Genomic DNA, 20,344 nt, shown 5'->3' on the forward strand with positions numbered 1-20,344 from the left:
CAGCGTCTGCGCCTTGGTTTAAAGATTTTCGTTCAGATAACGCAGGAACTTCGCGATGTTTTCCTCGTCGCGTTCATAAAAATTCCACTGCCCGACTTTGCGCGAGCGGATGAGGCCAGCGGCTTGCAAGGCGGAAAGATGTGATGAGACCGTAGACTGCGACAGACCGCTGATTTCAAACTGATGAGCGCATACGCCCATGCTGAACGGATGTGCCTGGCTGAAATGTTTCTCAGGCTCTTGCAACCATTTAAGAAACTTCAGCCTCACCGGGTGAGCTATCGCTTTGAGCGCGTCTTCGGGGATCATCTCATTCCTGCATATCTGTCTAAGGCGATATTTAAATCGGCCTTTCTCGATATCAAGGATGTGAGGGAAATTTTCTCAAAAAAAAGGCCGCCGGATTTCTCCGCGGCCTGACAGTTTTGAAGGTCAAAACCTCCAGAGGGGAACTGCAACGGACAACCCTAAGATGTCTGTTGCAGACCTAGATATGGCGCTGGAAGGTCGGCGAAACAAGGGCGATTTTGCCCAATTTGGCAGGCCATCGAGGAAAAATGTTGCGGGTAAAAAAAGAGGGCCGCCGGATTACTCCAGGGCCCTTGTAATTGTGAAGGTCAAAAACCTCCAGAGGGGAACAGCTGATGCGGCGGAACTGGGAGGAAAAGCCGCCGTGTGCATCAGCTATGTGCGATATGATGCTTTTATGGGCAGGCTTCAACTCTTTTTTGTGCAGGACAGGCATGCGTTTTGTGCATCACTCGGACGCGCGGTCATATTTCTGGCGCAAGACTGTCTTCGGACGCAAGCCACACGCAGGTATGACAAGGTCGCTCATCACCTTGTATTGGTTGATCTTTTAAGACCGCAGCGGAGCGTCAGAAATTCCAGTTTCGGGCCTTTGCGACGATAAAATCGCGGAAGGCCTTAAGTTTTGCAGCGTTTTTCATCTCATCCGGATAGCAGAAATAGGTATCGAAGGATGGAATATCGGCCGGAAGCGACAGCTGGATGAGGCCTGGATCGCGTCCCACAATGTAGTCGGGAAGGCAGGCAATACCGATGCCAAGCAGGCATGCGCGCTTGATCGATGTCTGGCTGTTGATCTGCAGGTGGGCAAGTCGCGTGTTGTCGGACGAGCGACCGGCATTTTCCAGCCAGTTAACATCCAGCAGATAATTGGGCGCAGGTTCACCGAAGGAGATGATCTTGTGGTTGTCCAGATCTTCGATCGACTGCGGCTCTCCATAGCGGTTGATGTACGAGGGCGCTGCATAGACGTGCATATGCACGGTGAAGAGCTTGCGCTGGATCAGATCGGACTGTTGCGGCTGGCGCAGACGAATGGCGCAGTCCGCATGGCGCATGTTGACGTCCAGTTCCTCGTTGTCGAGGATAAGTTGGATCGACATTTCCGGATAGAGCTGGAGGAATTCCTGCACCTTGTCCGTCAGCCAGCCTTGGCCGAGACCGACAGTCGTGGTGACACGCAGTTTGCCGCTCGGCTTCTCGGTCGTTTCCGTCAGTTGCATCTTGACGGTTTCGAGCTTCAGCAGCACGTCATGCGCGGTTCGATAAAGCAACTCGCCCTGCTCGGTGAGGATCAGGCCGCGCGCATGACGGTGGAAAAGCTTGACGCCGACGTCCTGCTCCAGCGCGCTGACCTGCCGGCTGATGGCAGACTGGGACAGATGCAGCTTATCCGCCGCATGGGTGAAGGATCCAGCTTCGGCAGCCGCATGAAATATGCGCAGTTTGTCCCAGTCCAATGGCATAGGCATGCGGTTTGGTGCCCTTCTTTATTCGGCTGCAACAGCCAGCGGTGCTTGCGCCGCGAGATAACGTTCGGCTTCGAGAGCCGCCATGCAACCCATGCCGGCCGCAGTGATGGCCTGGCGATAGGTATCGTCAGTCACGTCGCCTGCGGCGAAAATACCTTCGACGTCGGTAGCGGTCGAATCCGGTGCCGTCCACATGTAGCCATTCGGCTTTAGCTTCAGCTTGTCCTTGAACAGTTCCACCGCAGGTGCGTGGCCGATTGCGACGAAGACGCCGTGGATCGGCATTTCGGTAATCTCGCCGGTTTTGGTGTTGCGCAGGCGCGCGCCGGTAACCGAAGGTGGCATCGGCGGCTTGGCAGGCGTGCCCGTGATTTCGGCGACTTCGGTGTTCCACACGATGTTCACGTTCTCCTTCGCAAAGAGACGTTCCTGCAGAATTTTTTCCGAACGGAAGCTGTCACGGCGATGCACGACGGTGACCGACTTGGCGATGTTGGCGAGATAAAGCGCTTCTTCCACGGCGGAGTTACCGCCGCCAACCACGATCACGTCCCTGTTGCGATAGAAGAAGCCATCGCAGGTGGCGCAGGCGGAAACGCCAAAGCCCTGAAAGTGCTGTTCGCTTTCGATGCCCAGCCACTTCGCCTTGGCGCCGGTGGAAATGATCAGCGTGTCGGCTGTCCAGACCGCGCCGGAGTCGGTCTTGACGGTGAAGGGGCGGACAGTCGTCTCGACCTCAGTGACCAGATCGTTGACGATCTCCGCACCGACATGCTGCGCCTGCTTCAGCATCTGATCCATAAGGAAAGGCCCCTGGATAGGATCGGCGTAACCTGGATAGTTTTCCACATCCGTGGTGATCATCAACTGCCCGCCCTGTTCCATGCCGGCAATCAGAACCGGCTGAAGCATGGCGCGAGCAGCATAGATGGCGGCGGTGTAACCGGCGGGGCCGGAGCCAATGATCAAAACCTTTGTATGGCGGGCGGACATGGGACGTTCCTTTCAACAGGGTGCAGGCAGCCGGACTCATCATGGCGCCAAGATTGATACCCTTCTTGCGCAGCATTTAAGGGTGTCCAGTGCCGATATTCAAGGGCAGCCGTGCATTACCAACAGGGCAGTTGCGGGAGAACACGTAATTTTGTGTCGTGGGCACGACGGATTATTGCGAATCCCGCCCTGTGGAGTAGAAGGAATCATTCAACTGCTGACGAAGGAATGCATGCGTGGCCAGCGTCGAACTCGATGCCATCGATCTTAAAATCCTGCGTGAACTGCAGCGCGACGGGCGCATGACCAATGTCGAACTCGCCGATCGCGTTGGTATTTCCGCACCCCCATGTCTTCGGCGCGTGCGTAAACTGGAAGAGGCCGGCATAATCGAGGGCTACCACGCCATGTTGAATGCCCCCAAGCTCGGCTTCGATCTGGTGGCCTTCTGCATGGTGGGCCTGAAGCGCCAGTCCGAAGCCAACCTCAAAGCCTTCGCTGCCGCTACCGACCGCTGGCCCTTAGTCCGCCAAGCCTGGATGGTCTCAGGCGACAGCGACTTCCTGCTTCATTGCGTCGCCGAAAACCTCACGCAGTTTCAGGATTTCGTCATCGAAGTGCTGACGTCGGATGAGCATGTGGAGACGGTACGGACGATGTTAACAATCCGGCAGGTGAAGCGGTTGGGGTTGGTTGAGGTTTGAGGGGAGTGAACCCCTTCATCGTCAACTTTCAGTTGTTTCCCAGGACGACGTGCTGTTGACGAGCGTCTTTTTTATCTTCCGCTCGTCACGCCAGTCGCGTCCGGTATCCGTGATGACGTAAGGCTTGCGTTCGCCATAAATGAAGTTCTTATAAGGTTTGATAAACTTCTTGAGTGGGCGGTTGACGTCGTTATGAAACTGCTTCTCTGGGTCAAAGCGTTCATCCATCAATGCGCCTGCCTTACGCGCGAAATCTCCTCTGAGAAAGGATGGAGACGTGGTGAAGCACGGAAATGAAAAGCCCAACTTGAACTTGATTCCTAGCACTTTCCACCGCGGCCACTGGCGATGGTAAGGGCCGTGCTTATAATTCCAGTTTTTGTAGAAGTGATTTAGGGACACCTGTGCGACATCTTTATTGCTAAAGATTTCGAGTATCTCGGCTGAGGAAATTTCCTCGTTTACCACCCAATCATCTTCAAGGTGAAACACAAACGGAGATTGCGTTGAAAGCCAGTTCCGCTTCACAGCAGTACAGAAGTTGGGATTCTCTGGTGTTCTGATGTGGGCGTCAGGAAAAAATGAGCGGACAACGTCCTGAGTCCGCTTTTCGTCATCTGTACCACCGAAGATCGGGTCGATGTTTGCGTAAAAGTTCGCGACGTCAAAATTTTTGAACACGGACGCGCTGAAGCTCTGTAGTGTTGTTTTCAGCAGGTCAGGTCGACGGCCGGCAACGAGGCAAATATCGATTGTTGGCATAGCGAAATGTTTTCCTCAATTAGACTTGCTGACTTCCATACCGTTTTAAGTCCGCTTTTGCTGCCCGTGCAACCCAATAGTCGGCCTCGCGAATGGGCTTTGGGGTCGTTTCTGATAGCAATCGGGATAAATTCACAAGTTTTAGGAATACCAATTTTGTCGCTGACGTCTTTGTGCTAGTGGGCGGAATACTCGTTTCGGATTCCCGCATGGAAAAGCTTGATATCGTCGTTGTGAATTTGACTCGTTCCCACGAGCGTCGTACCGCGATGAGGGCACTATTGGATCCATTAGGATTGCCCTACCGTTTTTTCGATGCCATCGACGGAAGGGCCAAGCCTCACCCGCTCTTCAGCCGTTTCGACCCCCTAAAGTCTGAGATGCGTCACGGATACATTCTGACCCTCGGTGAGTTGGGATGTTACGCAAGCCATTACTTACTTTGGGAACAATGTGTTGCTGAAGATAAACCACTGCTCATTTTCGAAGATGACGTGACACTGAACGACAATTTCCTAGGCGCCTATGAGGTTGCATGTGACAAGATAGAAAAGTACGGTGTCATCCGCTTTTCTCGTCACAAAAGACGCCGCTGGGTCAGGATAGAGAGCCTCTCCAAAGGGCTAGATATCATCCGACTCAAGATCGGGCCTCATGGGACATCATGCTATGCTGTATCTCCAGGCGCTGCGAAACAACTGATTGAGACAGCGAAAGTCTGGTTCGAACCAGTTGATTGTCATCTCGATCGTTTTTGGCGTCATGGCATATATTGCTACAATATCGCGCCACCTCCGGTTATACATGCCGCTCAAACAGTGGAAAAGTCCGAGATTTGGGGCGGAACTGCGCGAGATGAGCCGTCGAGCAGATTTCGTTTCCGTCGCAAAGTTTACCGAATTTACGATAAGACGCTCCGTTTCATGTGCAATATTCGCTACTTTGGCCGCTGGCGCAGAATGCCGAAATAGTTCTTCTGCAAGCTTGGTTATATCACCAGAAAGATCGAGAAAAGAGAGTGATCATTACCCGTATCGTTGGTGGTCTCGGCAACCAGATGTTTCAATATGCTGTTGGGCGGGCGCTTTCTATCGAAACCGATCAGACCCTGAAGCTGGATCTGACCGAAATGGAGCGTTACGCGGTACACGCTTTTCAACTCGAGCAATTCGACATCATATATGAAGTCGCGGAACGTGGGGAAATTCCTTATCCGCCGAGAAAGAGTCTGTTCGGAAGACTTGTCACCAAAATAAAAAATAGGGGGCGAATTCCCCAGTTGTTTGAGAAGACCCAATCTTTTGATCCAAACGTTATGAATTGGCGGGGACCTGCTCACCTTTCCGGCTACTGGCAGAGCGAGAAATATTTCGTGCGGCATGCCGACGTCATCCGTCAGGACTTCTCACTGAATCAAAGCTATAGTCACAAGAGACAGAACGTTTTTTCTATGATCCGCAGTGTTGAGGCGCCAATATCCGTCCATGTAAGGAGAGGCGACTATGTCACAAATCAGAGGGCGAACGCTATCCACGGTACCTGCGAGCCGAGTTGGTATGAGAAAGCAATGGCGATGATGGCCGCCAAGACTCCGAGTCCAACCTTTTTCATATTTTCCGACGACCCAGAATGGGCAAGAGCGAATCTTCCGAGATTTGATGGGGCTGTCTTCGTGGAGCCTCAGGCAGACGGCAGAGATGCAGAAGACATGCATCTTATGGCCGCGTGCCACTCCCACATTATCGCCAACAGCACCTTCAGCTGGTGGGGAGCTTGGCTGAACCCGCGTCAGGAAAAGCACGTGATAGCGCCCGCCCAATGGTTTCGTTCATCAGAGCGGGATAGCACGGATATTGTGCCTTCGAAGTGGGAAAGGTTGTAGGCAAACTTCGCGCGCTGAACAAACGAACTCGATATTCCATGTCCGTTTAAGTCATGATATCTTCAGTCCAGTCTTTAACAGTGAGAACATTCCATTTGCGGTGTACTCTTGGTGCGCGTTGCTTAGAAGGTATTGCCGCGCAGCCTCTATGAATGTTCTCCACTGCGATTCATCGACGCCTCTCAAGAATTCCAAGAGCTCTCCGTCAGAGGAGAATCTCCGGCGATCAATGAATGTATCGATTGGAATCATGCCGCCGATGTCTGGAGCACCCAAATAGATCGGGACGCAGCCAGCGTGGAAAGCATCAAATATTTTCTCCGTCAAATAGCCGCGCAGATTTTGTGCATTTTCCTAGCATAGATTAAAACTATAATTTGACATTGTCGCCAGTTTGTTCTCAACTTTGCCGCTCCAAGACTTTTATTCCCCGGTCCATCTCGCGCCGTAGTGATCGAAGTCATCTATACAATGCTGTTCTAAAAATTTTGTCATCTCTATTCTAGCGATGTAGAGTTCGTCAGGATGTGTGGATAACTTATTAGCGGAGAAGTTACAAATAAGCTTTCTATCTTGGAATTGCGGACTTGGTTGTAGCGGCAAAGTATCGAGCTGTGGAAAGACGAACTCTTTATGTCTGCCTCCTGATTCCAGGAGATCTTTGCTCCATGTAAATATCACCGTGAAATCACAGTGATTTTTCCTGTCGTAAGCAAATTCTACGATAGGAGGTTCATATAGAGCAACCGCGATCCTATGCTAAGCCTGCTTTTATGCAGCATTGGTAGAATGTTCCCTTGCCCAGCATTTGATTGACGGCTCGTTTGACCCGTTTGGTAAGGCGCATAGGTTTGAAGTCTCTGGGAATATTTTGAAAGATGACCCAGGCAACATCCTCTAATGCACCGTGATAATTCTCGGGAGCATAAAACTCATAGCCGTGCTGTCGAAAACGGGTTTGAATTAGGTGCCATATATTTTGCTCATCGCCTTTAGTGCCAGGCTGGCGAAAATATATTCGCCATGTTCTCTTGCTGGGGAGCATAAATCACTGGCCGCAACGTCATGTCCTTGCTCTCATTTCCGCGCTACCGAACGCGATCGTATCGCGTAGCCTGCAGCGCCATTCTCATAAAAAACTAGTTTCTCACCGTGCCACGCCACTTGAGAGGCGAACAGGCAGCTTGGCAGATTTTATCTGCTGACAAAGTGAGTAGTGCTCGGGCATATAATTTCACCCGAGAACGACGAGATTTTGCTCTCGTGCGATCTGCAGCGGAAAATTTTATCTCCGCCATCTCTTCTCGACTAAAGAGGGCATGCTTACGATTTTGCCAAAGTGTCTCGATGTCGCTTGGCGTTGCGTTCCATTTAAACTCATCGAAACGATAGAACTTGTACCGTGGATCTTCCAACGGGAGCAGATCTATGTCTGGACGCTGAACTGGGTTCAGCATGCCGGCGACAGGTAAATGGATGGTTGTTGCGTGCGACAACCAAGCGGCGAGCCACGCGAACGAACTGATCGATACTGCAATCTCGCGAGACCGTCGTAGAGTCTCAAAGTCCTCCACCGCTGTCTGTGGTTTAGAAAAGATAGCGTTTGGATAGCGCTCGTGGAGTTTCTTTGCGTAATAGCTGTTTCCTAACTGCCCAATGAAGACGGGTACTGCATTGGTATTTTCCAAAACAGCGTCGATGTAGGAGAACGGAATAGGATAGTAATCTTGGTGCGCCGGGGTGAGAATGTCGCCACCACGAATGTGAAACACGACGTGTTCGGAGCCATATCCTTTTACCGTGTCGCATCGTGAGCTAATGAGCGGCCGATAAAATTCTGGCGGGGCGTAATTCGACATTCTGAACGAGTGCCCCTTTAACAAAATATTCGACGCGAGCCCTCTGCGAATGATGTCAACTACGTCTTCGTGGTAGATGTAGTTGCCGGTCAGAGCCAGCTCTATCATTCTGTGAGGGTGATTATCTGCCGCTGCATGCAAACCCCATTCTGGGATATGGCAGCCGCTAACATTCACGTCGCCGACGACGCGCTCAATGTTTTTAGCGAGCATGAACTGCAACAATTGATTGGCAGTCCCGCCTCTTGGCCGAATTCTCAGGCGACACGCCATAACGTTGGTCCGATCACAGAAGTTAGCCTAGGAATTTAGTTTTTTTGCATTGAAGCCGCAAGGGCGTCATCAAGCGTCGAGAATTCACTGTCCAGCGGGTAGTGATGGTTACCGATGAAGAAGCCCGCGTCGTCGATCCGTTCGGCATTTGTAAGGTCACCTGCAATCGTATAGTCGAACCATTTCAGCACTTCGTTCTTGGCAAAATTGCCTGCGACGATGGGTCGGGTGTCCACGTTTGCAGCCGTCAGAGCTGAGATCAGATGTTCGCGGCTCACGTTGGCGTCTGGTTCGACAATCATACTAAAGCCGAACCAGCTACTTTCGCCGATTTCCTTCTGGGTTCTGAGATAGGGAAATTGCTTCATGATCTGGAGGAAACGTTCCGCGTTGTTTCGTCTCTCGCGAACGATCATCGGTAGTTTGCGCAGTTGAGCCAGTCCCAACGCGCCGCTCATTTCGAGAGGGCGCAGATTGTAGCCCGGAAGAACGAAGCGGAAGGCCTCGGTGAAGGGGTCGTCGCTCTTGTCGGTCGTGATTCGGTTCTGCTTCGGCAGATTTCGAGTCCAGCCATGGGCGCGCAGAGCCAGCAGGATGTGATAGATTTCCTCGTCGTCGGTAACGACCATTCCACCTTCCATCGTGGAGATATGGTGGCTGAAAAAGGAACTGTAGGTTCCCATGAGGCCGAAGGTGCCCGTCTGCTTTCCTTCAAATGTTGCGCCCATGGACTCGCAGTTGTCTTCCAATAGAACGATGTCGCGATCGCCTATGATGGTCCTGATCTTGTTGAAGTCATTGGGATTGCCGAGAAGGTTGACGGCCAATATCGCCCGCGTGTTCGGCGTGATCGCCTGTTCAAGCTTCTCCAAGTCGAAGTTCAAGGTATCCTTGTCGATATCGACGAAGCGCAGCTTCAGCCCATATTGATAGAGCGGATAGTAGGTGGTGCTCCACGATACGGCCGGAACGATCACCTCGGCTCCGGGCAGAAGCGGCGACTCCGATTTGTATCGTAGCGCGCCGATCATCACGAGATTTGCGGAGGACCCGGAATTGACCATGACGCAGTACCGGCTGCCGACATAGTCCGCAAAGGCCTTTTCGAATTCGGCAACCTTCTGTCCCATCGTGAACATACCGGACTGGATGACCGATTGAATTGCCTCATATTCCTCATGGTCCCAGGCAGAATTAGCGAGCGGATAGGACATTCTGTACTTCCTTGGAAAGATAATAGTCGTAAGTCTTGCGAATGCCGTCATGCAACTTGGTGCGAGGCACCCATCCGAGCTCTGTCTGGCGGGTCACGTCCAGAAGCTTTCTCGCCATGCCAACGGGCTTGGAAAGATCATGGACGAAGCTGCCCTTGAAGCCTATGACCTCTGCGGCTGCGGCGTAGTATTCATTGATCGTATAATCGTATCCAAGGCCAATATTGGTCAGCGCGGGCAGCGCCTTGAAATGGTCGAGGGCGAAGAAGATGGCCTCTGCCAAGTCCTCGGCAAACATGAACTCTCTTCGCGCGTTGCCATCTCCCCAAATATCGACTGCTTCTGCACCGCTTTCTTTGGCGGAATGTAGCTTGTGTATAACGGCGGGGATCATGTGGGAGACGGCGGGATCGAATTTGTCGAAACGACCGTAAAGGTTGCAGGGAATGAGCGTCTTGTACTGATACTCGCCGTCCTCCCGCGTGACATAGTCGCAAAGTCGAGCGACCGCGCATTTGGCGATGGCGTAACCCTCGTTGGTGGGCTCGAGGGGTCCACCCAGCACCATATCTTCTTTCAGCGGGTCCATGTGGCCGCGCGGGTACATGCACGAGCTTCCAAGATTGATCAGTCGCTTGACGCCTGCCGCTCTCGCTGCCCGGACGATATTCTCACCCATGCTCCAGTTTTCTGTCAGAAAACGAACAGGTTCACGAATATTGGCCTGAATTCCGCCGACCCGTCCCGCGGCGTGGAAGATGATCGATGGCTGAAGCGATTGGACGAATTCCGCCGTTTTGGCAGCGTTGGTGAGGTCAAGGATCTCACTTGTCGGAGCGAAGACTTCAGCGCCTCTTTTCTCGGCCTGCTGCATGATGTTGCGGCCAACCATCCCACGTCCGCCGGTCAGCAAGATCTTCATGTGCTTTCCTTAACAGCCCGGAGTTCTTGCTTCACGGTGCCGCCGCCATTACGACAAGGTCGCTCTCGACCATTTCACGAACAAGCTCCCGCACGCTCGTCTCATGCTTCCAACCCAGCTTCTCGTGGGCCTTCGTCGGGTCGCCAATCAACAGATCGACTTCCGTTGGGCGGAAGTAGCGGGGATCGACTTCGACCAGCACTTGGCCGGTTGCGGTATCGATACCCTTTTCGTTGACGCCTTCGCCTTCCCATTTCAGGGTGAAGCCGGCGTCGGCGAAGGCCCATTCCACGAAGGTGCGCACAGGGGTGGTTTCGCCGGTGGCGAGGACATAATCATCTGGCTCGTCCTGCTGCATCATCATCCACATGCCGCGGACATATTCCTTCGCATGGCCCCAGTCGCGCTTGGCGTCGAGATTACCGAGGTAGAGCTTTTCCTGGCGGCCGAGCTTGATGGCGGCGGCGGCGCGGGTGATTTTGCGGGTGACGAAGGTTTCGCCGCGCAGTGGGCTTTCGTGGTTGAAGAGAATGCCGTTTGAGGCGTGCAGGCCGTAGGCCTCGCGGTAGTTGACCACGATCCAGTAGGCATAGAGTTTCGCCGCGGCGTAAGGGCTGCGGGGATAGAAGGGCGTGGTTTCACGCTGTGGTACTTCCTGCACGAGGCCGTAAAGCTCGGAGGTGGAGGCCTGGTAGAAGCGGGTCTTCTTTTCGAGACCCAGAATTCGGATCGCCTCCAGCAGGCGAAGCGTGCCTATGCCGTCGGCATTGGCTGTGTATTCCGGCGTTTCGAAGGAAACCTGAACGTGGCTTTGGGCGGCGAGATTGTAGATTTCGTCCGGCTGGGTTTCCTGAACGATGCGAATGAGGTTGGTTGCGTCCGTCATGTCGCCGTAATGCAGGATGAAGCGTGGGTTTTCCTCGTGCGGATCCTGATAGATGTTTTCGATACGGCCCGTATTGAAGGACGAGGAGCGGCGCTTGATGCCATGGACGATATAGCCCTTGTCGAGCAGCAGTTGAGCCAAGTAAGCACCATCCTGGCCGGTGACGCCGGTAATGAGGGCTACTTTTGCTTTTTCAGACATCGGCTTGCTTTCATGTTTTCTTCGCGCTGGCGCGTCGAGCAGAAGCAGGCGCGCGTTCACGCTGCGATACCGCAAGTCGTCGGCAAAATAAACCGGGAAGTTGACGCCGATGTCTTGAGAGTATTCAGACCGGGCCTCGCTGGCGGCGCATCTTGTGCTGTGATCGTTGAAAAGCCTATAGAGTCGCTGAGCTATGAAGGCCTTGTTGGGCTTCAAGAGTTGGAAGAGTGCGACATGAACCAGGCCATTCCCGTTTTCGTCATCAACCTTGCGCGTCGCGAGGACAGGTTGGAGCGCGTGTCTCATCACCTGGAAGAGCGCGGCGTGGCGTTTACCCGCGTCGATGCGTGCGATGCGACGAGGGTGGATGAGGCGGTACTGGATGGCGTCATTACGCCTGCGGGGCCACTCGGTGCGCTGGGCCTTGGCGACCGGTCCTGCACGGTGAGCCATACCTATGCATGGGAAGCCTTTTTGGAGACGGGGGCGCGGTTCGGCTTGATGCTTGAGGACGATGTGTTTCTCTCGGGCGATGTCGCCAATCTCTTGCGGGCGGATGACTGGATTCCCTCGCATGTGGACGTGATCAAGCTGGAAAAATTTGGCTCCGGCAGTTCGAAGGTCCTTTTGGGGGATGCCGAGATCAAGGTTCCGGGCACGAAGCGCGCTCTGCACCGTATGTATTCACGGCATGTCGGGGGCGGGGCATATATTCTGTCGCGCCGGGCCGCGCAAATAGCGCTGTCCTATCGAGGACGGATGAGGGTTCCTATCGATCATTTTCTCTTCAACGACACGGTGTCGCCGGTCTTCCGGCAGTTGAAGCCCTTCATCGTCCAGCCAGCAATGGCGACGCAGCGGCACTATGAGTACAACTCCGATATTGCCAAGTTCGGTAAGGCCGCTCGCCCCACGGGCTGGCGGCTGAAACTGAGAAAGCTCCGTCGGGGCTGGAACGAGATCAGCCAGATTCACCGGCAGCTCGTGGTTTTCCTGACCAAGCGCGGCGCCATCAGAGAGATTTTCTGGAAAGATTCCGCGCCCTGACGGTCATTTGGTCTGCGTAAGCTTCAGTTTCTGGCTACCTTTATTGTGCGCAAGGCCGCCAAGCACGCTTTTGCCCTATAAGTCACGTGGACTATTATCGGACGCGGTTATATAGCGCTTAAGCATTGGCCGGGTGCGGAGCGATATTGGATGAGTGCCGAAAGAATTCTTCACATGCATTTCGGCAAAGAGGGCGGTGCCGAGCGCTTCTTCGTCAATCTGGCAACGGCTTTTGGCGATCGTGGCATCGAGCAGCGCTTTATCGTGCGTCCGGGTCGCATCTGGCGCGACGAGATTGCAGCCCTTGGTCCTACCATTGAAAGCGAATATCGCCGCATCTCGCCAAAGGCACTCTGGCTTCGCTGGCAGGTGAACAAAATCATGCGCGAATGGAAGCCGGATGTGGTCATGGCCTGGATGTCGCGCTCCTCGCGGCTTGTTCCAGCACATGGCAACAGCGTGCGGCTGACGCGGCTTGGCGATTACCCACGGCACCTCAAGAATTTTCGCAACAATGATCTGATCGTTGCCAATGCGCCCGGCATTGCCGAGGCCTGCGTGCAATTGGGCTGGACGAAGCCGGTGAAGGTGATTTCCAATTTCGTGAGTGAAACGACTATCAAGCCGGTGTCGCGTGCCAGCATGGGTACACCGGAAGATGCCTTCCTCGTTGTGGGCACCGGACGGTTCATCCGGCGCAAGGGGTTCGATGTCCTGATCAAGGCCGTGGCGCAAATTCCCGATGCCTGGCTGTGGCTGATCGGCGAAGGCGACAAGCGGGCCGAGATGGAGCAACTGGTGCAGGAACTGGGCATGGCAGACCGCACGCGCTTCACTGGCTGGGTCGAAGAGCCGATGAATTATGTTGCCGCGGGCTCGATCTTCGTTATGCCATCGCGCCATGAGCCGCTTGGCAATGTGGTGCTCGAAGCCTGGCAGGCGGATGTGCCGGTGGTCTCCACCCGTTCCGAAGGGCCTTCCTGGTTTATCCGAGATGGGGAAGATGCGCTCATGTGTGACATCGACGATGTGGATGGCACCCTTGCGGCGATCAATCGCATCCGCACAGATGATCAACTGGCGGCGAAACTGCGAGAGCAGGGCAGGGCAAGGCTCGACGCCGATTTCCGCAGGGATGCGGTGGTGGATGCCTATCTCGATCTGTTCAAGCAGATGAAACGGTAGGGCGTTTTTGATGGTCTCTAACTCAAATGACATCCCGGCAAATGCCGATTTCTGCTGCTACGTCATCAATCTGGATGGCAGCACGGAGCGTTTCTCACAAGTGTCGGCGTCGCTTGAGAAAGCCGGTGTCGCATTCGAGCGCCTCTCGGCTTTCGATGGGCGCAAGCTGTCCCTTGATACGGTCGCCGATTATGATGCCGCGGCTGCCAGACGCTATATGGGCCGCGAGTTGGTTGGTGGCGAAATCGGCTGCTATTACAGTCACTTGAATGCGGCGAAGGCGTTTCTTCGGACGGACAAACGTTTTTGTCTGGTGATCGAAGATGACGCCGCACCGCATGAAGCCTTGCAGGCGATCGTGACGGAAACGATCGGTTTTCTCAATGCGCATGATCCCGAGTGGCGGATCGTCAACATGGGCAATGAGAAGCTGAAAATCTTCCGTCCACTGAAGACCATGAGCTTCGTGAAAAATATATTTACTCTTTGCTCCGCCCACTATTTTCCGATGACGACGGGCGCCATTCTGTGGTCGAGGAAGGGTGCGCAGGAGTTCGTCGATGGACACCGTGTGATCTTCGCGCCGGTCGATAACTTCTTCCGCTATTGGATTACCCGCGTTGGCGGCGGCTATTCTTTCTTTCCAAGGCCCGTGTCCACCACCGATGCGGTCAGCGATATTGCGCATCCCGGAAAGATATCGAGAAGCCGTAATGCCCGGAGCTTCCTTTATGGCCTGCGCAAACAGCGGCGGCTTATGGTGGACAAGCTGATCGCGTCCAAGCGGAAGTATTTCTCGTGATCTCGCCCCGTTACAACCACCTCACAGTCCAAGCCCGAGAAAGTGCGTTACGATGAGCGTGAAGCGGATCTTTCATCTGCAATTCGGCACGGATGGCGGCACCGAGCAGTTTTTCCTGCGCCTCACCCGCGCTTTTCACGAGCGTGGCATAGAGCAGCAATTTGCAATCCGGCCGGGCGTGACATGGCGTCACGAGCTTGACGATCGGGGGACGGTACATGAAGGTTACTATCTTCGCCGCTGGCCCAACTGGTGGCTGCGCACACAGTTGCTGAAGCGCTCGATGAAGCAGTGGTCGGCTGATGTAGTGATGGGGTGGCGGGCGCCGACGTCGCGGCTGATGCCAGACACAGGTCCTGCCATACGCGTTGTGCGTCTGGGCGATTATCCTCATCACGTCCGCTATTTCGGCAACACCGATGCTATCGTCGGCAATGCGCCGAATGTCATCGAACACTGCCGTAAACTCGGCTGGCAGGGTAAGACGACGATTATTTCGAATTTTCCGGGCGAAGTCGGTACCTCCGCCGTCAACCGGTCTGATTTTTCGACGCCGGACGATGTTCCTCTGGTTTGCGGTCTTGGCCGCTTCGTGCCGACCAAGGGTTTCGATACCTTGCTGCGCGCGGTCGCGACGACGCCTCACCTCTGGCTCTGGCTGGTTGGAGATGGCCCGGATAGAGCCGATCTGGAGCGGCTGGTGCAAGAGCTTGGGATTGCCGATCGTGTCCGCTTCATCGGCTGGGTTTCGGAGCCGGCGGCCTATATCAAGGCGGCGGATATGTTCTGCGTGCCAAGCCGGCAGGAGCCGCTTGGCAACGTGCTGCTTGAAGGGTGGAAGGCGGAAGTGGCGGTGGTGTCCACCAAGACCGAGGGGCCATCCTGGGCAGCTGCGCATGATGAAAGCGCTCTCTTCACCGAGATCGACGACGTTGAAGGTATGGCGCAGGCGCTCTTGCGTTTGGAAGGGTCGCCCAAGCTTCGAGCGAAGCTGGTTCAAGGTGGGCGAGAGCAATTGGCCGCACGCTTTTCCGCAGAGCGGATCGTCGATCAATATCTCGAATTTTTCGAGGAATTGCGCAGCAGCAGGCGGTGAACGCCCTCGCGCTGGCTCAGCTTACGCCACGACAGCGCGGTCCAGTATTGCAATCGGAGAAGCGATACTCGGCTGTCTAAACGTGCGTATAGATCGCGCCGAGAGACCGAGCTTCACCTTCAAGCGCGAAACTTTCCACTGTCGTCCGGCGCGCAGCCGCACTTCTTCGCTGCATCATCTCTAGATCGCTTAAGAAGCCAGAGGTCGCTTCAACCATTGCATCAAGATTATCGCGGTCAATGACGATGCCGGTTTCGCCTTCGCGCACCAATTCCGGAAAGGCGCCGACATCCGTGGCGATCACAGGCACACCCGTCGACATGGCTTCCAGAGGGGTGAGGCCAAATCCCTCCCAGCGCTGGGGGGCGATGAAGAGGTCAAGCGCGCGGTACCATTCGTTGATGTTGGTATGCTCTCCCACGAAGAGGATTCGGTCGGAGAGGCCAGCGGCGCGCACTTTTCCCTTCAGGCCAGTTTCGAATTCTATATGCGGACCTGTCGCGCGTCCTGCAACGATGGCCGACCATTCGGGATGGTCTGGCAGAACGCGGATCATCGTGTCGACGAACAGGTCGGTACCCTTTTGGTGACGCACCCGGCCAAAGCATCCGGCATATTTGCGTTGAGGGTCGAGACCGCGAGCGGTCTTGGCCTCGGCTTTATCAGCGGGCGGGGAGAACCGATCGGTGTCGATGCCGTGCATGATCACGATGCTCGGCACTTCCAGATAGGTTGCCGTCTGGCTGTTGGTGGCGATAACGCCATCCATTCTAGAAATCAGGAACTTGGTCCAGCCGGTGTGCTTGCGCTGCGAGGCGGAGGTGAAGACGATCTTCAGCTTCATGCGTAGAATGTCGCGCATGATGATGGCCGGCAGCATTTCGATATTGCGGCGCGCATGCCAGACGCGCGCTCTGCCTGCCGGACCGTTTTGCCAGAGCCGCCACAGATCGCGGAAACGCACATATGGCAGGCTTTCGGGCAAGCCGGGGCCGATGACGGCGATCTTCTGCCCGAGCCGGTTTTGCACCGGCACGAGCTGAATGATCGTGGATGTCACGCCCGAGAGCCTGCGCTTGAAGTTCGGCGCAAGGACGCAGACATCTTTCAGATCGACATGGGGCAAGTCTTGAAGTCTCGCAACAGGAGCGGGGATTTCAGTTCCAGTTGACGGACAGGATCTCATAGCCGCGCGAGCCGCCAGGCGCATTCACTTCAATGCTGTCGCCCACTTCCTTGCCGATCAGGGCGCGGGCAATGGGGGAGGAAATCGAAATCCGGCCTTCTTTCACGTCGGCTTCCTGATCGCCAACGATCTGGTAGGTCTTTTCTTCGTCGGTGTCTTCATCGACGAGCTTGACGGTGGCGCCAAACTTGATCTTGGAACCGGACATCTTGGAGAGATCGATGATCTCGGCGCGCGCGGTCAGATCTTCCAGCTCGGAGATGCGGCCTTCATTGTGGCTCTGCGCTTCCTTGGCGGCGTGATACTCGGCATTTTCCGACAGGTCGCCATGGGCGCGGGCTTCGGCGATCGCCTCGATGATGCGCGGGCGCTCTTCTTGCTGACGCCAGCGAAGTTCTTCCTGCAACTTGACGTAACCGCCCTGGGTCATCGGTACTTTTTCTACCATCTTTTTATTCCTTCACATTCGCACCGCGGTCGTCGCAGACACAAAAAGAAACAGGTTCCGGAGCAAAACTTCGGAACCATGTCAAAATCACAATTTGCCGGACTATATCAGAAGAGCATCCTGAAATGCCAGCAAATTAAAAGGCCCGTAAAAAACAAGCATTTTCAAGGTGCTCCGCTTGTGATTTGACTTTCGTCACTGGAACATATAGAGAACATTTTATGAAGAAGTCAATCAAAGAGCGGCTTGCAGTTCTCTCCGATGCAGCGAAGTATGACGCCTCTTGCGCGTCCAGCGGGACCTCGAAACGCAACTCGGCGCAAAGCGGCGGGCTGGGGTCGACGGAGGGTTCGGGCATCTGCCATGCCTATGCGCCGGATGGTCGTTGTATCTCGCTTTTAAAGATTCTTCTGACCAATTTCTGCATCTATGATTGCGCTTATTGCATCAACCGTTCGTCGAGCAATGTCGAACGCGCACGCTTTACCGTGGAAGAGGTCGTGTGGCTGACGCTGGAATTTTACCGGCGAAATTATATCGAAGGTCTGTTCCTTTCTTCCGGCATCATTCGCTCTTCCGACCACACGATGGAGGAACTGGTGCGCGTAGCAAAGGAGTTGCGCGTCACCCATGGCTTCCGGGGTTATATCCACCTGAAGTCCATCCCTGAAGCGTCGCCGCATCTGATCGAAGAAGCGGGGCTTTATGCCGATCGTCTCTCGATCAATATCGAACTCCCGACCGATAGCGGGATAGGCAAGTTTGCGCCGGAAAAGCAGCCCGGCAATATTCGTCGCTCCATGGCGGATATCCGTTTGAAGATCGAGGAGTCGGGCGAGCCGACCCTGAAGACGAAGCGGGTCAAGACCTTTGCGCCGGCGGGGCAGAGCACGCAGATGATTGTCGGTGCTGACGGCGCCGACGACGGCACGATTCTCTCGACCAGCGCGCGGCTTTACGGCAGCTATGGCCTGCGGCGCGTCTATTACTCCGCCTTCAGCCCCATTCCTGATTCGTCTAAGAACCTGCCGCTCATCAAGCCGCCGTTGATGCGCGAGCACAGGCTCTATCAAGCCGATTGGCTTTACCGGTTCTACGGCTTCGACATCGGCGAGATTACCTCGACGCAGCAGAACGGTATGCTCGACCTCGATATCGATCCCAAGCTCGCCTGGGCACTCGGCAACCGCCAGAAGTTTCCTGTCGATGTCAATTCGGGTGAGAGAGAGATGCTGCTGCGCGTGCCTGGTTTCGGCGTGAAGACGGTAAACTCGATCCTGTCCTCCCGTCGCTTTCGGAGGCTGCGCTTGGAAGATCTGGCGCGCTTCGGCGTATCGCTGAAAAAGGTGAAGGCGTTTGTCGTCGCTGATGGCTGGACGCCGGGCAAGTTGACCGAGCGACCCGACCTGCGTGCCATGTTCACACCGCCACCGGAACAGTTGTCGCTGCTGTGATGTATACGGTCGAACTGGAGGGCAGGGGCAATTTTGGCGAATGGCGCGACGCCGCGCGTTCGCTTCTTACGGCGAGTGTGGCACCGAGCGATGTGGATTGGCGCCTGAAGAGCGACCGCGGCACGCGTCTTGATTTCGAGCAGCAGGCGTCACTACCGGTAGCGAAGACGCCAGCGCAGATCACGGTTCCATCGGCCTTCCTGCCATTGGCGGAAGCCATCATCTGCCACAGCGATCCGGCGCGCTTTTCTTTGCTGTATCGTCTCCTGTGGCGGCTGCAGCAGGACCGGGCGCTGTTGCAGATCAAGGCCGATCCCGATGTTCAAGCGGCCCGTCAAATGGAGAAATCCGTCCGTCGCGACAGCCACAAGATGACCGCCTTCGTCCGTTTCAAGGAAGTGCCGGGCGAGGGCGCGCAAGCACGTCGCTGCTTCATTGCGTGGTTCGAGCCGGATCATTTCATTGTCGAGCGAAAGGCGCCGTTCTTCCAGCGTCGCTTCAACGACATGGATTGGCTGATCGCAACTCCGAAAGGGTCTGCGCGGTGGAATGGTCAGTTGCTTGAGACGTCGCGCGAGCCAGCCGAACGACCGGATATTTCCGACGAGACGGACGAGTTATGGCGCACCTACTATGCCAATATCTTCAATCCGGCGCGGTTGAAGATCAAAGCCATGACGGCGGAAATGCCGAAGAAGTATTGGAAGAACCTGCCAGAGGCCGATCTCATCCCGGAACTTGTCATCGGCGCGGAGGCGCGCGTGCTTGGCATGGCGGCCAAGGCTGCGACCGAGCCGCAGATGTTTCACTATCGCATCCAGGCGGCGGCCGCAGCTAAGCCACAGGAAGTGCTACCGGATGCAAATACGCTCGCTGGCGTGAAGCGTGAAGCACAAAGCTGTCAGATGTGCCCGCTGCATTGTGCCGCGACGCAAACCGTCTTCGGCGAGGGGCCTGAGAAGGCGCAGGTGATGGTCGTTGGTGAGCAGCCGGGAGATCATGAGGATTTGGCCGCGCGACCCTTTATCGGTCCAGCGGGCAGGGTGTTCGATCAGGCCTTGGGGGAAACGGGGATCGAGCGTCAATCGCTCTATGTGACCAACGCGGTCAAGCATTTCAAATATGAGGCGCGGGGCAAGAAACGCATTCACCAAAGACCCAATGCCGGTGAGGTTGAGCGTTGCCGTTGGTGGTTGACGCGGGAGATCGATCTCGTCCAGCCTAAGCTGATCGTCGCCATGGGGGCGACGGCGGTTTATGCTTTGACGGGGATGAAAGAGACGCTTTCGAGCGTTCGCAGCCGGCCCATCCCCATGGAGAATTCACGCATCCTCTTTGCCACCGTGCATCCATCCTACCTGCTTAGAATTCCCGACCCGGGACGTCAGTCGCAGGAGAGGGCGCTCTTCGTCGAAGACCTGCGCGCCGTGCGGCGATTGTCCGAAGCGTGAGGTGAAGCGTACCCGCGTTGGGTTCTTGCTGCCGCAGTAGAGCAGTTCGTCCTTTTCGAAAATGCGCTGTTTTTAAACATTAAAAGCCGTTCATGAAGTAATTGTAATGCGACTATCTCCGTTTTTGGGAGTTTAATCAGCATCAACATCCAACGGTGGTTAGGATGTTGTATGTGGAAGTTATAAAAGGATTTGTAT

At 55.1% G+C, this 20,344-nt stretch carries 20 protein-coding genes and 1 pseudogene; 10 read left to right on the plus strand and 11 right to left on the minus strand.

Annotated features, from left to right (window positions below):
- Positions 1–18: 18 nt before the first annotated feature.
- The gene (locus tag QZ869_RS03190) at positions 19–309 is read right to left on the minus strand and encodes a helix-turn-helix transcriptional regulator (protein ID WP_296014659.1); all 291 of its coding nucleotides are present in this window, start codon (positions 307–309) and stop codon (positions 19–21) included.
- Between the two features lie 163 nt (positions 310–472).
- Here QZ869_RS03190 and QZ869_RS03195 point away from each other — a divergent pair, with 163 nt between their 5' ends.
- Positions 473–913, plus strand: a complete 441-nt coding sequence (locus tag QZ869_RS03195; RefSeq protein WP_296102429.1) for a hypothetical protein — start codon at positions 473–475, stop codon at positions 911–913.
- On the opposite strand, the gene QZ869_RS03200 is transcribed toward QZ869_RS03195, so the two are convergent.
- A complete protein-coding gene (locus QZ869_RS03200) occupies positions 879–1,775 on the minus strand; it encodes a LysR family transcriptional regulator VtlR (RefSeq protein WP_296014747.1) in 897 nt (298 codons plus the stop codon). The two genes, QZ869_RS03195 and QZ869_RS03200, sit on opposite strands and share 35 nt — an antisense overlap.
- Positions 1,776–1,799: 24 nt before the next feature.
- Positions 1,800–2,774, minus strand: coding sequence for a thioredoxin-disulfide reductase (gene trxB / locus QZ869_RS03205; RefSeq protein ID WP_296102431.1), 975 nt, complete (start codon positions 2,772–2,774; stop codon positions 1,800–1,802).
- A 236-nt stretch (positions 2,775–3,010) separates the two neighbouring features.
- Here trxB and QZ869_RS03210 point away from each other — a divergent pair, with 236 nt between their 5' ends.
- Complete coding sequence (locus tag QZ869_RS03210) at positions 3,011–3,478, plus strand: Lrp/AsnC family transcriptional regulator (RefSeq protein WP_296102432.1); 468 nt, start codon at positions 3,011–3,013, stop codon at positions 3,476–3,478.
- 21 nt (positions 3,479–3,499) lie between these two features.
- Here the strand turns inward: QZ869_RS03210 and QZ869_RS03215 are convergent, their stop codons facing one another.
- Positions 3,500–4,240, minus strand: coding sequence for a hypothetical protein (locus QZ869_RS03215; RefSeq protein WP_296097412.1), 741 nt, complete (start codon positions 4,238–4,240; stop codon positions 3,500–3,502).
- Between the two features lie 209 nt (positions 4,241–4,449).
- Between QZ869_RS03215 and QZ869_RS03220 the strand changes: the two genes are divergently transcribed.
- Both QZ869_RS03220 and QZ869_RS03225 read left to right on the plus strand, forming a co-directional pair.
- The gene (locus QZ869_RS03220; RefSeq protein WP_296102435.1) at positions 4,450–5,211 is read left to right on the plus strand and encodes a glycosyltransferase family 25 protein; all 762 of its coding nucleotides are present in this window, start codon (positions 4,450–4,452) and stop codon (positions 5,209–5,211) included.
- Positions 5,166–6,122 carry an alpha-1,2-fucosyltransferase gene (locus QZ869_RS03225; protein WP_296102437.1) on the plus strand — a complete coding sequence of 319 codons (957 nt, stop codon included), beginning with the start codon at positions 5,166–5,168 and terminating at the stop codon, positions 6,120–6,122. Before QZ869_RS03220 ends, QZ869_RS03225 begins: the two co-directional genes overlap by 46 nt.
- Positions 6,123–6,173: 51 nt before the next feature.
- Here QZ869_RS03225 and QZ869_RS21745 read toward each other — a convergent pair.
- The 5 genes and pseudogenes from QZ869_RS21745 to gmd all read right to left on the minus strand — a co-directional run.
- Positions 6,174–6,464 (minus strand): annotated as a pseudogene (locus QZ869_RS21745) (glycosyltransferase family 10); the annotation flags it as partial.
- 797 nt (positions 6,465–7,261) lie between these two features.
- Complete coding sequence (locus tag QZ869_RS03230; protein ID WP_296102439.1) at positions 7,262–8,206, minus strand: hypothetical protein; 945 nt, start codon at positions 8,204–8,206, stop codon at positions 7,262–7,264.
- A gap of 83 nt (positions 8,207–8,289) precedes the next feature.
- Entirely contained in the window at positions 8,290–9,468 is a 1,179-nt protein-coding gene (locus tag QZ869_RS03235) for a DegT/DnrJ/EryC1/StrS aminotransferase family protein (RefSeq protein ID WP_296102440.1), read from the minus strand.
- Complete coding sequence (locus QZ869_RS03240) at positions 9,449–10,390, minus strand: GDP-L-fucose synthase (protein ID WP_296102442.1); 942 nt, start codon at positions 10,388–10,390, stop codon at positions 9,449–9,451. Before QZ869_RS03240 ends, QZ869_RS03235 begins: the two co-directional genes overlap by 20 nt.
- Before the next feature lie 31 nt (positions 10,391–10,421).
- Positions 10,422–11,477 carry a GDP-mannose 4,6-dehydratase gene (gene gmd, locus QZ869_RS03245; protein WP_296102444.1) on the minus strand — a complete coding sequence of 352 codons (1,056 nt, stop codon included), beginning with the start codon at positions 11,475–11,477 and terminating at the stop codon, positions 10,422–10,424.
- A gap of 12 nt (positions 11,478–11,489) precedes the next feature.
- Here gmd and QZ869_RS03250 point away from each other — a divergent pair, with 12 nt between their 5' ends.
- The 4 genes from QZ869_RS03250 (at position 11,490) to QZ869_RS03265 (ending at position 15,607) form a co-directional block, all read left to right on the plus strand.
- Positions 11,490–12,524, plus strand: a complete 1,035-nt coding sequence (locus tag QZ869_RS03250; RefSeq protein ID WP_296102446.1) for a glycosyltransferase family 25 protein — start codon at positions 11,490–11,492, stop codon at positions 12,522–12,524.
- A 150-nt stretch (positions 12,525–12,674) separates the two neighbouring features.
- A complete protein-coding gene (locus tag QZ869_RS03255) occupies positions 12,675–13,709 on the plus strand; it encodes a glycosyltransferase (protein WP_296102448.1) in 1,035 nt (344 codons plus the stop codon).
- A 10-nt stretch (positions 13,710–13,719) separates the two neighbouring features.
- Positions 13,720–14,511, plus strand: coding sequence for a glycosyltransferase family 25 protein (locus QZ869_RS03260; RefSeq protein WP_296102449.1), 792 nt, complete (start codon positions 13,720–13,722; stop codon positions 14,509–14,511).
- A 52-nt stretch (positions 14,512–14,563) separates the two neighbouring features.
- Entirely contained in the window at positions 14,564–15,607 is a 1,044-nt protein-coding gene (locus tag QZ869_RS03265) for a glycosyltransferase (RefSeq protein ID WP_296102450.1), read from the plus strand.
- 76 nt (positions 15,608–15,683) lie between these two features.
- Here QZ869_RS03265 and QZ869_RS03270 read toward each other — a convergent pair whose 3' ends face one another.
- Together QZ869_RS03270 and greA are read right to left on the minus strand one after the other, a co-directional pair.
- A complete protein-coding gene (locus tag QZ869_RS03270) occupies positions 15,684–16,733 on the minus strand; it encodes a glycosyltransferase family 4 protein (protein ID WP_296102452.1) in 1,050 nt (349 codons plus the stop codon).
- Between the two features lie 31 nt (positions 16,734–16,764).
- Complete coding sequence (gene greA, locus QZ869_RS03275; protein ID WP_296085695.1) at positions 16,765–17,241, minus strand: transcription elongation factor GreA; 477 nt, start codon at positions 17,239–17,241, stop codon at positions 16,765–16,767.
- A gap of 221 nt (positions 17,242–17,462) precedes the next feature.
- Between greA and QZ869_RS03280 the strand changes: the two genes are divergently transcribed.
- Entirely contained in the window at positions 17,463–18,695 is a 1,233-nt protein-coding gene (locus QZ869_RS03280; protein ID WP_113266855.1) for a putative DNA modification/repair radical SAM protein, read from the plus strand.
- Positions 18,695–20,146 carry a UdgX family uracil-DNA binding protein gene (locus QZ869_RS03285; protein WP_296102454.1) on the plus strand — a complete coding sequence of 484 codons (1,452 nt, stop codon included), beginning with the start codon at positions 18,695–18,697 and terminating at the stop codon, positions 20,144–20,146. Before QZ869_RS03280 ends, QZ869_RS03285 begins: the two co-directional genes overlap by 1 nt.
- Positions 20,147–20,344: the final 198 nt, after the last annotated feature.

Source organism: uncultured Agrobacterium sp. (genome assembly GCF_913777885.1).
Taxonomy (GTDB): Bacteria; Pseudomonadota; Alphaproteobacteria; order Rhizobiales; family Rhizobiaceae; genus Agrobacterium.